At 64.3% G+C, this 14,199-nt stretch carries 11 protein-coding genes; 6 read left to right on the forward strand and 5 right to left on the reverse strand.

The window, feature by feature from the left end; translation table 11 throughout:
* Nucleotides 1-87: 87 nt before the first annotated feature.
* The 4 genes from F6X62_RS13480 to F6X62_RS13495 all read right to left on the reverse strand — a co-directional run bounded on the left by F6X62_RS13480 (nt 88) and on the right by F6X62_RS13495 (nt 5,445).
* Nucleotides 88-2,094 (reverse strand): prolyl oligopeptidase family serine peptidase, encoded by a 2,007-nt coding sequence (locus F6X62_RS13480; RefSeq protein WP_178117551.1) that lies wholly within the window; start codon nt 2,092-2,094, stop codon nt 88-90.
* Between the two features lie 19 nt (nt 2,095-2,113).
* A complete protein-coding gene (locus F6X62_RS13485; protein WP_153773806.1) occupies nt 2,114-3,454 on the reverse strand; it encodes a serine hydrolase in 1,341 nt (446 codons plus the stop codon).
* A 54-nt stretch (nt 3,455-3,508) separates the two neighbouring features.
* Complete coding sequence (locus tag F6X62_RS13490; protein ID WP_153773807.1) at nt 3,509-4,648, reverse strand: FAD-binding oxidoreductase; 1,140 nt, start codon at nt 4,646-4,648, stop codon at nt 3,509-3,511.
* Between the two features lie 86 nt (nt 4,649-4,734).
* Nucleotides 4,735-5,445, reverse strand: a complete 711-nt coding sequence (locus F6X62_RS13495) for a helix-turn-helix domain-containing protein (RefSeq protein WP_153773808.1) — start codon at nt 5,443-5,445, stop codon at nt 4,735-4,737.
* 189 nt (nt 5,446-5,634) lie between these two features.
* Between F6X62_RS13495 and F6X62_RS13500 the strand changes: the two genes are divergently transcribed.
* The 4 genes from F6X62_RS13500 (at nt 5,635) to F6X62_RS13515 (ending at nt 10,311) form a co-directional block, all read left to right on the forward strand.
* A complete protein-coding gene (locus F6X62_RS13500) occupies nt 5,635-7,287 on the forward strand; it encodes a serine hydrolase (RefSeq protein ID WP_153773809.1) in 1,653 nt (550 codons plus the stop codon).
* 2 nt (nt 7,288-7,289) lie between these two features.
* On the forward strand, nt 7,290-8,285 hold the full coding sequence (locus F6X62_RS13505; protein WP_153773810.1) for a dipeptidase: 996 nt from the start codon (nt 7,290-7,292) through the stop codon (nt 8,283-8,285).
* A 110-nt stretch (nt 8,286-8,395) separates the two neighbouring features.
* On the forward strand, nt 8,396-8,755 hold the full coding sequence (locus F6X62_RS13510; protein ID WP_153773811.1) for a RidA family protein: 360 nt from the start codon (nt 8,396-8,398) through the stop codon (nt 8,753-8,755).
* 473 nt (nt 8,756-9,228) lie between these two features.
* Entirely contained in the window at nt 9,229-10,311 is a 1,083-nt protein-coding gene (locus F6X62_RS13515; protein WP_178117552.1) for a carbohydrate porin, read from the forward strand.
* A 43-nt stretch (nt 10,312-10,354) separates the two neighbouring features.
* Here the strand turns inward: F6X62_RS13515 and F6X62_RS13520 are convergent, their stop codons facing one another.
* A complete protein-coding gene (locus F6X62_RS13520; protein ID WP_065862718.1) occupies nt 10,355-11,431 on the reverse strand; it encodes a sigma-54-dependent Fis family transcriptional regulator in 1,077 nt (358 codons plus the stop codon).
* A 439-nt stretch (nt 11,432-11,870) separates the two neighbouring features.
* Between F6X62_RS13520 and F6X62_RS13525 the strand changes: the two genes are divergently transcribed.
* Nucleotides 11,871-12,944 carry an ABC transporter substrate-binding protein gene (locus F6X62_RS13525; protein WP_153773813.1) on the forward strand — a complete coding sequence of 358 codons (1,074 nt, stop codon included), beginning with the start codon at nt 11,871-11,873 and terminating at the stop codon, nt 12,942-12,944.
* Between the two features lie 22 nt (nt 12,945-12,966).
* Nucleotides 12,967-14,190, forward strand: coding sequence for a lipase family protein (locus F6X62_RS13530; protein WP_153773814.1), 1,224 nt, complete (start codon nt 12,967-12,969; stop codon nt 14,188-14,190).
* Nucleotides 14,191-14,199 lie beyond the last annotated feature (9 nt).

A 14,199-nucleotide genomic window follows, 5' to 3' on the forward strand; every position in this document is an offset into this window, starting at 1 on the left:
TGCGCTGGATGGCGAAGGTGCAACTTGAGGACAAGCCGGCTCGGCCCCTCCAGGGGCGAGCCGGTCTGTGGGTTCAGGCCTGGCAGTTCAACCTGCCTTGGCCCCCGGCATATGCCTGCCGAACCACGCCATCACCCGCGCCGTAAAATCAAACAGCGCGGGCATGTTGCGCACGCCATGCCCTTCTTGCGGATAGGTCAGCAGCACGCTCTCGACCTCGCCCAGGCCCTGCAATGCCCGATGAAACTCCAGGGCTTGCCCCGCCGGGGTGATCTTGTCCAGGGCCCCACAGACGTGCAGGGTTGGTGTCCTGACCCGGCCTGCGTGGTGAATCGGGCTGCGCGTGAAATATTGGCCCTGGGGGTCGCTCAGCGTGTCGCGTAGAAACAGCTCGCAGAAGGTCGGCACATTGCAGGTCAGGTGCTGGCTGACCCAGTCGGTGACCGGCGACATCGGGACCGCTGCGGCAAAACGCTGGTCCTGGGTAATGAGCCAGGAGGTGATATAGCCGCCATAGCTGTTGCCCATGACCCCGATACGCGCCGGATCGATCAGGCCCTGCGCCATGAGCTCATCCAGGCTCGACAGGTAGTCGTAGGTGTCGGCACCCCCCATGTCACCGAATACCCGCCGTGCGAAGGCCTGCCCGCGACCGCTCGAGCCGCGCGGGTTGGGCAGGAACAACGCATACCCCGCAGCCAGCGCCATGTGCTGCAGCGCCGATCTTGCGATGTACTGCGGCCGGACATACCAGACCGGCCCGCCATGCACCTGCATGATCACCGGATGCGGGCCGTTCCCCCTGGGCAGGAGCAGCCAGCCATGCAGTGCCAGCCCGTCCGGCGCCGTCCAGACGAAGTCGCGCACCGATGCGCCGAGCGCCCGCACCTGCTCATCGAGCCCCGGCGCGCCGAAGCGACGGATGGCACGTTCCCTACCCGCCTCGAACGCCAGCAGCGTGGGCGCCTCCAGAAAGGCTTCGACGAGACAGAGAAAGTCCTCCGGCTGCCGACCCAGCGGCGCGAGCTCCGAAAAGATCGCACCATGGGGCTGCCGATGGCTGTCGCGCCACAGCTCGCAGGCTACACCAGATCGGCGGTCGTATATCCCCGCGACGAAATCGGGCCCCTGCCCCGCACCGAACAGCAGCCGATGCTCGTCACGCCAGATCAGTTGAGTCACGTCCGCATCGAGGGTGGACGCCTGGGTGACCACGCCGCTGGCGACGTCGATCAGACGCAGATCACCGGCCACGAGATTGCGGTCGCTGCAGACCGCCTCGATCACGGCAATGGTGCTGCCCGAGGGTGTGGCCACGGCGCAGTTGAGCTGGTCGTCAGGCTTGAACAGCCTGCGCACGCCGCCATCGGCCACCGCGATCAGGCGCACATCGGCCGTGTACCACCAGGTCTCCTCCGGAAGGTCCGAGCAGATCGCGACGATATGATCAGGCCCGGCCCAACTCGCCTGCCAGACATTGACGCCAGGCAAGGTGAGCTGCTGCACGCTGCCCGAGGCGACGTCATGAATCCACGCACTGCGCCAGGGCGAGGCCTCGGGGGCGCCTTCGACACTGGGCACCCAGTCAGCGTCGGCACCCGGCTCGCGGGCCACCGCAGTGGCCCCCTGCGCGCCCGCAAGGTCCGAGCCGAAGCCTGCGACGCAAAGCAGCAGCGACCGGCCATCAGCCGACCACTGCAGCGACTCCAGCACCCCATCGAGGCGCGGGCCGGCCTTGTCGCGAAGGGTTTTCACATCGAGCATACGCAGCTGGTTCACATGCACCTGCTCACGGTCCGACAGGTAGGCAATCGAGCGGCCGTCCGGCGACCATTGGGGACTGCTGTCCGAACCCGGCCCCAGGGTGACGACCTCGATGGCACCCGTAACCAGGTCCACAAGGGCGAGCCGGGTCGATGGCAATCCCTGCAGCTCCTCGCACACCACGGCTGTGGCAACGGCCATGGCGCCGTCGGGGCTGACCATCAACTGACTCAGGCTCGACGCTTCGCCACTGCCCGGACGCAACCAGGCACGGGTCAGTCGCTCGGCTTCGATGAACGAATGATGGTCGCGAAAATCCGTCTGCATCATCTTCCCCTCGGAATCGAAATCAGGACACCCGGTTGAAGATTCGCACCATCGAACCCAGGCGCTGCATCTTTCCGTTGCTGTCCGGGTCGACGAAGGCCAGGGGGAAGGCATGCGGCACACCGTTCACGCTCATCTGGAACAGGTGATCGCCCACCCGCTCCAGAGCAAAGACCGTACCTTGGGCGTTGTCGGTTTCATAAAGATCCTGCCTTGGCGCCATCCTGGCGAACAGCTGCTCGCCCTCGGTATAGACATCGAAGCGAATCAGCTGGCTCTCGAAGGCACCCTCGTAGGGCGTGGCATCGATAGCCCCCGGGATCGGCACCAGTGGCTCGGACGTCGAGCCCCAGCTTTCGAGCATCGGTTCCACCAGACGGGCGTCGAACGCTCCGTATCGGGAGCAGTTGGTCAGCAGCGCGAACACCCTGCCGCTCTCGGGGTGCGCATAGAGCACCGAGGAAACCCCCGGACCGCCACCGCCATGGAACAGCACGCCGCCCGACAGCAGCATCCACCCCAACCCTATGCGCCAGGTGTGCGGAGACAGGAACCCGGTGGTCTCCTGCGCCATGAGCGCGGCACTGTCTTGCGAGAGGATGCGCGTACCGTTGACGCCCACTCCACCGTTGATCAGCGCGCGGGCAAAGGTCACCAGGTCGGTGGCGGTCATCATCACCGTGGCGCCGGCCGGGCCGAAGCTCAACGGCAGGAACGGCCTGGTGCTCTGCACCAGCTTGCCGAAGCCGTCCACCTGATCGCCGACACTGACCCGGAACCGCGGCAGCTCGGTGATATCGGCCAGCGAATGCTCAAGGCCCAGGGGCTCGAAGATTCGCGACTTGACCAGGCTGTACCATCCCTCGCCGCGCAGCTTCTGGGTGATGTAGCCCGCGATGACGGTGCCAATGTTCGAGTAGGCAGTCGCTTCACCGGGTGCATGCAACTGGGTCTTGGTTGCGCAATCTTCGATGGCCTCGACGATGCGCTGTTCGTCGAAGTCGCGATAGGCCGGGCAGTCATAATCGATGCCATTGGTGTGGTTGATAAGCATGCGACAGGTGATCCGCGGCAGCGCTTGCGGATCGCCCAGCCGTAGCTCGGGCAAGTGCTTGATCACCGGGTCGTCGAGTTCGACCAGGCCGTCGTCGACCAGTTGCATGAACAGGGTGGCATTGATCACCTTGGTGATCGAGCCGATGTGCATCAAGGTGTCGAGCGTCACCGGGTCACCGGTCACACTGTTGCGCAGGCCACCCACGACCTGGTGCATCTGCTCGCCATCCCAATAGGCGAAGGATGCGCCGGTCACCTCGCCGCTTTGTGTGAGCTCAGCGATGACGCTGGCAAAATCGATGGTCATTTCAGTGTCTCCTCGAGTCTGTTGCTCGGATTTGTAGTTGTGGAGCGTGACGTTTCAGATCGCGACGCCAAAGCGCGCTGGCGAGAGCATTTGCGCGTCCAGGCCGATGTCGATGAGATCTTGCGGCAGTGCGCTGCGGGTGCACAGCGCAGCCGTCAGCCGGCCCAGTGCCACGGCGGTCTGAATACCGTAACCGCCCTGGCCGACCAGCCAGAAGAAGCCCTCGGCGACTGGATCGAAGCCTGCCACCGGCGTGCGGTCCGGGCTGAACACCCGCAGCCCGGCCCAACTGTTGGCGATACGCCGGACCTGCGCGCCGGTGGCCTGCTCGAAGCGGTCCACGGCGATGGCCACATCCAGCTCTTCAGGCTGCGCGTCGCAGGGCGGTGAGTCGGACTCATCGGCAGGCGAGATCAGTAGCAGGCCGGCATCGGGCTTGAAGTAGAACTGCTCGTCGATGGCGATGGCGGCAGGCCAATGCGTAGCATCCAGCCCGGACGGCACGTCGATGAGCGCTGCCGTGCGGCGCTTGGGCTGCAAGCCCAGTGGTGCGACACCGCCGCTACGCGCTACTTCGTCGCCCCAGGCGCCTGCGGCGTTGACCACCACGGGTGCACTGAAACGCCCTGCGGGGGTTTCCAGGTGCCAGCGACCGTCGACACGGGAAAGCGCCTGCACCCGCACATTGGTCAGGATCTCGGCACCCAGCCCACGGGCCTGGCGCAGGAAGCCCTGGTGCAGCGCATCGACGTCGATATCCGCCGAACCGGTTTCCAACACGGCGCCGCCCAGGTAGTCGGGAAGGAATGCCGGCACCCGCTGACGCGCCTGCTCGGGCGACAGCACCTGGGTTCTGGCGGCCACCTCGGGCTCTTCGCGCAACCGCTGTAGCAGCTCAAGTTGCTCGGGCGTGCCGAAGAACAGGGTGTCTCGCGGCGTCACCAGCGCAGTCGGGGCAAAGCCTGCAGGAGGTTCGAAGAGGAAGCCTCGGCTGGCACGGGTCAGGCGGCGCACCACCTCGTTGCCATAGATTTCCGAAATCAGCGCCGCCGAACGGCCGGTGGAGTGGTAACCCGGATGCTCCTCGGCCTCGACCAGCAGCACTGCCCCTCGCTCGGCGAGCTGCGCTGCCGCCGACGCCCCGGCGATACCAGCGCCGATCACCACGAAATCAACTTCCCTCACTTGACTCATCGCTGCCACCCATTGGTTGAGATGGGCCGACTATACGAAACAAAACCGTCAATTTGGAAATTAAATTTCCATTTTGGAAATATTTATCATTTCTTGCGCACTGGCAGCCGTGGCTTGTCCTGCTTCTCGGAGAGCGAGACGAAGGTATCGATCATCGGCTCCGCAGCGCCACGTGGCGCTGCCGCGGCAACGATGCGGCAAGGTGTGTCGCTGGCCTTGAGGTAGGCGTGCCCCATTTCGCTGTCGAAATAGAGCGTATCGCCTGCAGACAGACGCACCGGCGCATAGAGGTCAGTGTGGAAGTCCACTTCGCCTTCGATGATGTAGATGAACTCCTCGCCAGGATGGCGGATGAAGTCGCCGAACTCGGCCAGGAATTCTTCCATGGTCCGGGCGTGCACCTCGACGACCATCGGCGTCATCTTCTTGTGCAGCAGTTCCGTGGCAAGATAGGTCTGGCTGTAGCTGCGGGTCTGCACCTGCTGCCCTTCACCGGCACGCTGCACCACACGGCGCCCGAGATTGCTCGGCGGTACCACCACGGCGGGCGCCGGGGCTGGCGGCGGGGCGCCGAGCAGCTCGGTCATGTCGACGCCCAGGCCACGGCTGATGGTCATCAGCTTGTCGAACGAAAGGGAGATGTGGCCGGCCTCCAGCTTCGACAAGGTCGAGGCGGCCATGCCGGTCTTGGCGCTCAGTTGGGCGAGCGTAATGTCCGCGTTGCGGCGCAGCGCCCGGATCGTCGCGCCCGGGTTGCCGTTGCGGTTGTCTTGAGTGGGATCGGTCGTCTTCTTCATGGCGCGAACTGTAGCAGGCGTATTTCATTCCCCCAAATAAAATCAGCCTTGGGGAATGTACTTTTCTGAAATTTATTTTCCGTTTTGGAAAATTAGTTGCTACGATGCAGCCACCTGGCAGGCATCAGCGGTCGCTCACAGGGATTATCCAATCGCACTGACAGACGTGTTCTCCAACAAGGAGTCCGAATGACTGAGATTTCTTCCCCGGCCGTCGCAGGCAATTCCGGCACCACTGCATTGGACGCGTTGTTCCAGGCGGTAAACCGCAGTGATGCACCAGGCCTGGTCGCAGGTGTCGCCCAGCACGGCAAAACCCTCTATCGCCGTGGTTTTGGCCTGGCCAGTGTCGAGCTGGGTGTGGCCAATACGCCAGGCACCCGCATGCGCATCGGCTCGAGCAGCAAGCACTTCACCTGCCTGGCTGCACTACTGCTGGCCGAAGACGGCGAGCTCGACCTCGATGCCAGCGTGCGCCGCTACATTCCCGAGCTGCCATCGCTCGACGCCGAGCCCAGCCTGCGCCAACTGATGACACATACCGGCGGCTATCGCTGCCATCTCGACCTGGGCTTCATCGCCAACGGCATGGCTATACAACCTGAAGGTTTCGGGCTGGCCATGCAACTGCGCCAGAGCACCGCGAACTTCACACCGGGCACGTCAGCGCTTTACTGCAACAGCGGCTACCACCTGCTGTCGCAGGTGATCGCCCGGGCCAGCGGCATGCCATTCGAGCAGTTCCTGCAAACACGTATCTTCACGCCCTTGGGCATGCTCGACACCACGCTGGCACCGAGCGACCTGCAGATCCACCGCGCCATGGCGACGCTGCACCTGGCGCAGGCCGATGGCCGCTGGCAACGCGGCATCTTCCCCAGCGAAGAGGTGCTCGGCGAAGGCGGGATAATATCCACGCTCGACGACATGCTGCTGTGGCTCGCTCACCTGCGTAACCCGAAAGCCCTCGGTAGCGCCGCCACCTGGGCACAGATGACGACACTGGCAACGCTTGAAAACGGCACGACCCTGCCCTACGCCCTGGGGCTCATGCGCCACGATTATCGCGGCGTCGAGGTGATCCATCATGCCGGCGGCGTGATCGGTGGCTCTTCGCAGATACTCACCGTGCCAAGCCACGAACTCGATGTGGTGATCATGACCAACGGTGCACTGGTCAACCCCATCGCACTGGCCAACCAGATCGTGGATCTGCTGCTCGGCGACGTTCTCGGCCCGCCTGCCAGCAAGCCTTCCACCGAATGCTTCCAGGCGCTGGTAGGCACCCGCTACCACGCACCGGGCGACGGCCGCGTCATCGGTTTCGCCGATGTAGGCGGCACCCTGGGGCTGTCGTTCCTGAACAGCCCCGCGCTCCCGCTGGCCGACAGCGGGGATACGCTGTGCATCGGCTTCCAGACGCTGGCCGTAGGCCCCTTGAGCGTGCCGGTCGGGCAACTGGCCGAGCTCCAGCAAGCCCCCGCCTCACTCACCTTCAGTGAGGGCGGCCAGGCCGCAGTGTTCGAACGTCTGCCGGAGCCGCCGCCATCAGTGGCGCAAGCGGGGGCAGCACTGCTGGGGCACTACCATTGCCTCGACCTGGACGCCGATGCCTGGGTGCGCTTCGACGGTCAGACCTTGAACCTGCATGTCCACGGTGCGCTGGGAGTGTCGGTGATGCCGCTCGAAGCCCTCAGCACCGAGGTGTTCAGCATGAAATCACAAGTCCCGGCGCTGTCGCTGTTCGGAATCATCAACCTCGAACGACAAGAAGGCCGCGTCACGGGTTTCTCCCTCGACACCCTGCGCACCCGGCATCTGCACTTCCAACGGAAAGACTGACGATGAACGCACAAGAACAACAAGCGCCTTCGCTGTCCTCGATGCTGGTATGGGACAACCACGTCTGCATGCCACTGCGTCCACACGACCACAGTTTTCTCGACCAGCTCCAGTGGCATCACCGCAACGGTACCGACGTCGTGATGTTGAATGTCGGCTTCGGCGACGATTCGATCGAAGCGCACCTGCGCATGCTTGCCAGCCTGCGTGCCTGGCTGGCCGCACGCCCCGCCCAGTACCGGCTGATCCGTTCGGTCGCCGACATCCATGCCGCCCGGGCGACCGGGCAACTGGCGGTGGGCTTCGACATCGAAGGGGCCAACGCCATCGGCGACCAGCTCAGCCTGATCGAGTTGTACCGCGACCTGGGCGTGCGCTGGATGCTGCTGGCCTACAACCAGAACAACCGCGCCGGCGGTGGCTGCCAGGACGATGATCCAGGCCTCAGCGATTTCGGCCGCGCGATGCTTGAGGAAATGGCCCGTGTCGGCATGATCGGTTGCTGCTCGCACACCGGCTACCGCACCGCTCGCCAGGCCATCGACGCCTCGCCCTCGCCGCTGATCTTCTCGCACTCGAACCCTCGCGCGCTGTTCCAGCACCCGCGCAATATCCCTGACGACCTGATCCGCGCCTGTGCGGCACGTGGCGGGGTCATCGGCATCAACGGCATCGGCCTGTTCCTCGGCGGCAATGACGCCTCCCCGAGCAATGTGGCGCGGCATGTGCTGTATGTCGCCGAGCTGGTCGGGATCGAGCATGTCGGCATCGGCCTGGACTTCATCCACGACCGCCAGGAGGTCGATGCCTTCCTCGCCGCGAACCCAGACAAATTCCCCCCGCACCTGGGCTACAGCGCCGGCATGGACATGCTGTCGCCTGCCGAACTACCGGCACTGGCCAACGAACTGGCCACGCACGGCATGAGCGAAGCCGACCTTGCGGCCGTGTTCGGCGGCAACTGGCTGCGCATGGCCGAGCAGGTCTGGCGCGACTAGCGGCTACAGCGCGCGCTACCCGATGACACCGTCGGCCCGCCTGGGCAGGGGCAACTGTGCCCTGAGTCCCCCGGCGATCCGCCCCCCGTTACTTCAACCAGAGGCATGTCATGAGCAAAATAGAACGTATCGACGTCGGCCCACGCATCTCCCAGATCGCCATTCACAAGGGCGTGGCGTACCTCGCCGGGCAGATTCCCTCAGACCTGAGTGCCGACGTGCAAGGCCAGACCACACAGGTTCTGCACGCCATCGATGCGCTGTTGGTCCGCGTGGGCACAGACAAGGCCAAGATCCTGCGGGCGGAGATCTTCCTGGCCGATATCACTGATTTTGCCGCGATGAACGCAGCCTGGGACGCCTGGGTGCCCGCCGGCCATGCGCCACCGCGCGCGACAGTCGAAGCCCGTCTGGCGATCCCGGAAATCAAGGTGGAGATTGTCGTCACCGCTGCGGTGAGTGAAGTCTGAATGCTCTCGGCGACCGTATCTACGGTCGCCACACTGGGCTGAGCAGCCCTTGAGCGTGACTCTCGAACAACAAGAAAGGAAATCAGATGAAACAGGTCATCGTGCATTCATCCTTCGCGTCAGGCGCCACCACCCGGCAAACATCGCGCTCGCGCGTACTCACGTCTGCACGCAAGGGGCTTCAATACTCAGGCTTGTGCCTGCTTCTGTATTTGCTCGTTTCGGTGTTGCTCATTGACCCGGCCGCTTACGCTGCCGATCCCCAGACCACCGATGAAACATCGCTCGTCGCGCCAGTCGCCGAGGCCGCTGATGCCCAAAATGCAGCCACGCCGGAAACGCCTGCCTGTCTGAAATACGATCGCTACAACCACAAAGGTTCCGAAGCCCCCTTCCCGTCCAACTGCGAATCGATCAGTCCAGAGTTGGGCGGGCTTCGTGAAGCCCTTTACGAGGCAGGGTGGAACGCTCAGTTGATCTACACCAACGGCCTGACCTACGACCTGAAAGGCCACGATGGTGGCAAGCAGGTCTATAGCGGTCAGAAACCCTCCTACACCACGACCGGTTCGTTGCTGCTCACTCACGACCTGGAGAGACACGGGCTACCGGCGGGCTCCCTGTTCACGCTGGGCGGCTCCTTCAACTACAACAGTTTCCGCGGCGATGGACTGCGCGAAGCCTTCATCAGCCAGTTTTCCGCACGCGTACCGCTGTATGACGACCGCGTCATCATTCAGGCAGGTTACTTCGCGCTGGCCAACCAGTTCTACGGGACCTTGCTGGGCAACAACATCGCCGCCTCGACGCTGGGCCCGAGCAGCGGCCTGCTGGCACAAGTCGGAGCCTTGGGTTTCAAGCCTTCGCCTACGGTCGACGTGCGCCTGTACAGCGAAGACAAACGCTACTACTACCATGTCGGCGTGGCACGCAGTATCAGCCCGCAAGGCTTGTTTCCCGACGCGAATGAAAACCGCTATGGCTTGAAGTTCAAGGTGAAAGGCGCCAAGACCATCGTCCTGAACGAAGTCGGTTATCGCGTCGAGTCGGGGCCTTCGCAGAAGAAGGTCTGGCTGCGTACCGGTGTGGCCTACAACGACTCCGACTACACCCGTCTGGACGATCCGAACAAGACCAATAACAACTACGGCGCCTACGCTGTGGGGGATGTGCAGCTCACTCAACCGGACTCAATGTTGCCCTACAAGGGCTGGTACATGAACGCCTACGTCAACCAGGGACGGGAAAACGTCAACTACCTGCCCGGCGCCTTCGGCGCCTCGATCTACAGCCTTGGGCCGTTCGATTCGCGTCCGTACGACCTGTTCGCGCTGGGCGTTTCCAAGAACCAGTACAGCAGTTGGGCACGACGCAATGCGGCGGACGCTGATATCGACTACGCGAAGGCCTCGAGCAGCATCTCGCTGTCGTACGCCTACCGGATCAGCCAGGGGATTTACCTGCAATCGGCCCTGATCCATACCGACAATCCAACCTTCGCGCCCAAGCTCGACAGTTCGCTCAATGCCAACATGACGCTGGTGCTGGTGTTCTAAGCCGCTCGGCACAGGCCTCGCAGCCTGTGCCGATGCCCCTGTTTCACCCTGCGCCCACTTTCCCCAGCTCACCGATTTTCTCCAACCGCGCCCGCACGATGTTGCGGCTGATATTGAGCAAACGCCCAGTCTGCAACTGGTTGCCATGGCAGTAGCGGTAGGCGGCGCGAAACACCGTCTCCTCGATATGCTCGTACAGGTTCGGCACGTTCTGCTCGAACAGCGCCAGCAGTGCGCTTTCCAGGCTCACCGGCGCCGCTGCCGCTGCTGGCAATCCTGCCGTCACGGCCACTTCTCCCGGCAACACCGCCTGCGGGCGCATGTCCACCAGGTGCAGGTCCTGCGGTGCCACCACCTGCTGCCTGCACACCAGCAGCGCGTGATGGATGGCGTTTTCCAGCTCGCGGATGTTGCCAGGCCAGCTATGCGCCAGCAGCTTGCGCTCAGCCTCGAGACTCAGTGACGCGCGGTCATAGCCCAGGCGTCGGCAGTGCTCTTCGATGAAGAATTCGGCCAGCGGCAGGATATCCCCAGGTCGCTCGCGCAGTGGCGGCAGGCGGATGGTCGCCACGTGCAGGCGGTAGAACAGGTCCTCGCGAAAATGCCCGGCCACCACCGCGTCGGCCAGGTTGACGTTGGTCGCCGCCACCAGCCGCACGTTGATCGGGATCGGCGTGCGTGAGCCCAGGCGCACAACCTCGCGCTCCTGCAGTACGCGCAGCAGCTTGACCTGCATATTCAACGGCAGGTCACCGATTTCATCCAGAAACAGCGTGCCGCCATTGGCGGCCTCGAACCAGCCGGCCTTGTTCGAGGTTGCGCCGGTGAAGGCGCCCTTTTCGTGGCCGAACAGTTCGCTCTCCACCAGGGTTTCGGCGAAAGCGCCGCAGTTGACCGCTACGAACGGCTCACGGCCACGGCGGCTCAGGTGATGAATGTGGCGGGCAACCAGCTCCTTGCCGGTGCCGGTCTCGCCGATGATCAGGGTGTTGGCCTCGCTCGGGGCCAGGCGCTCGATGCGGCTGAGCAGCTCCTGCGAGCGTGGGTCCTTGAAGACGAGCACGGTGGCACGTACCGACTTGGTCAGCTCTCGGGCATTGGGGTGAGTGATCAGCGACATGATGCATTCCTGGCAGTTGAAGCGCGCCCTCATAGTGCACGAATAAATTTAGACCCAAAAATTATTAATAAATATTTATATATTCGAAATTGACATATTGAAAAAATCAACACCTCGATTGCTGCTGGAGCAGCAGCGGGCCAGCAACGGCCTGCGCAGGGATCAGCAGCCAGGCCATCGCGAGGGCTCTGGGTCGAGGGCCTGAAGGCCTAGTGCCACCGGGGCTGGAGCGGATCCGGGCCGGTGCTGGCATGCATTTCGCTCAAGGGGAGGTAACACCCTGTTGGTGGTTGGGGCCGCTGTGCGGCCCATCGCGGGCAAGCCCGCTCCTACAGGTTCAGCGCAGGTCCTCAGAACCGCGCAGTACCCGTAGGAGCGGGCTTGCCCGCGATGGGCTGCACCGCAGCCCCGACCCCACCACCACCTCCTGGAGCCGCATATGAACAACCCCTGGCGTCACGCCCTGGCCCTGCTCACCGGCCTGCTACTGAGCTTCTCCACCCTCGCCGCCGAAGCCCCGCCCGCCGTGCGCATCGCCATCGTCGCCTTCACCCAGGGCGGCGCGCCGGTATTCGGCGGCATCCCTGGCCGGGTCATCGAAGAGGGCTGGCTGGCACAACAACTGGCCGAGCGCGGCGTCAAGCTCGAATGGGTCGCCCTGCCCCACGCCGGCGCCGGCCCGCAGATCAACGAGGGCTTCAGCAACAACAGCCTGGACTTCGCCGTGCGCGGCGACCTGCCGACCGTGATCGCCGGTGCCGGTGGTGTGCCGGGCAAGCTGGTCGTGCCCGGTGGCAGCGGCAACAACATCTACCTCGTCGTACCCACCGACTCGCCAGTGCGCAGCATCCAGGACCTCAAGGGCAAGCGCCTGGCCCTGCACCGTGGCCGTCCGTGGGAGTTCGCCTTCAGCAATTTCCTGCACAGCCAGGGCCTGAGCCTGGCCGACTTCAAGATCGCCAACCTCAACCCGCAGGTTGGCGCCGCCGCGGTGTCCGCCGGCAAGGTCGATGCCGCCGTGCTGCTCAACGAAGCCTATGCCCTGGAAGACAAAGGCGTGGCGCGCATTCTCTGGTCGACCAAGCAAGGCGCCAACGACTGGCGCCTGGTCTCCGACCTGTTCGGCACCGACCTGTTCGTCGAGCAGCACCCCGACCTCACCCAACTGGTCGCCACCGCCTGGGTCAAGGCCGCCTGGTGGATCTCCCAGGCAGAGAACCGCGACGCCTACTACAAGCTCTCCTCTCGCGCCGGCATTGCCGAAAGCGTGCTGCGCCGCGATGACCAGGACGACCCGGTGGCCTGGAAAGACCGCTGGGCACCGAAGACCGACGCCCAGCTCGAAGCCCATTACCAGGCCCTGGCCCGCTACGCCCTGGAGAACCGGCTGATCCGCACGCCCTACGACATTCGCCACGACCTCGCCACCCACTTCACCCGCCAGGCCCTGCAAGACCTGCAGCTCACCGGCTACTGGCCTGCGGTCGCCACGCAATTGAGCAAACAACCCTGAATTTCCGAAAAGAGACCCGTCCATGAAACTGCCTGCCACCCTCGTCTTCAGCCTTAGCGCCCTGGCCTTTTCGATCAGCGCCCTGGCCGCCCCGACCTACGCCCCCAAGCCCGACCCGCAGCAAGGCGACGGCCGTGTCTCGGCGTTCTACAGCTGGAGCGAAGTGATCCCCGCCGCCCCCGGCAAGCTGCTACGCAGCGAGCCGCTGGAGCAGACGCTGAGCCTGCCCAGCGCCGCCAGCGCCCAGCGGATCCTCTACAGCTCGTTGGACGGACGCGACGGCAAGACCCCGGTCGTGGTTTCCGGGGCGCTGTTCATCCCCAAGGGCAAGGCACCCGCTGGCGGTTGGCCGGTGCTGAGCTGGGGCCACGGCACGGTCGGCGTTGCCGACATCTGCGCGCCGTCCTGGGCCGGGCGCTCCTACCGTGACGTGCAATACCTCGACCGCTGGCTCAAGGAGGGCTTCGCCATCGTCGCCACCGACTACCAAGGGTTGGGCGTGCCCGGTGGTCACCCATTGCTGAACAACCGCACCGCGGCCTACGGCATCCTCGACGCCGCGCGTGCCGTGGTGCACGGCGTGCCGGGCCTGGCCGACAAGGTGCTGATCGTCGGCCAGTCCCAGGGCGGCGCCGGGGCCTTCGCCGCAGGCGCCTATGCCGCCACCTACGCGCCGGAGCTGGGCGTCAGGGGCAGCATCGGCACCGGGGTGATCTACACCGTCGGCTCGAAGAACGTCGGTGAACAGGACAACAACAAGGTCGACCCATCCCTGGCCTATGGCTTCTACACCTTGCTCGCCGCGCAGCAGTACGACCCGAGCATCGACCCTCGTGATCACTACACCGACAAGGCCCTGCCACTGTTCGAGCAGGCCCGCAGCAGTTGTCTGTCCTCGCTGGTCAGCGACGTGGTCGGTACCGGCCTTACCACCGCCAACACCAAGAAGGACTACCAGGGCGACAAGCTCAAGCCATGGCTGGCGCAGGTCTCCTACCCGACGCTGAAGCTGGCGCAGCCGATCTTCATCGGCACCGGCGCCGAGGACCAGACTCCCACCGCCGCCAGCCAGGCCAAGCTGATGCAGGACGCCTGCGACGCCGGGTCCATCGTCGAAGGCCACCTGTACAAGGGCCTGGGCCACAGCGAGACCGTCAACGCATCGCTCAAGGATTCGATCCCCTTCGCCCACAAAGTCATCAACGGCGAACCCATCACCCCGATCTGCAAACCTACGGTCCAGTAAAGGAGGCCC

The sequence above is a fragment of the Pseudomonas sp. MNR3A genome, from assembly GCF_009650575.1.
GTDB lineage: Bacteria > Pseudomonadota > Gammaproteobacteria > Pseudomonadales > Pseudomonadaceae > Aquipseudomonas > Aquipseudomonas machongensis.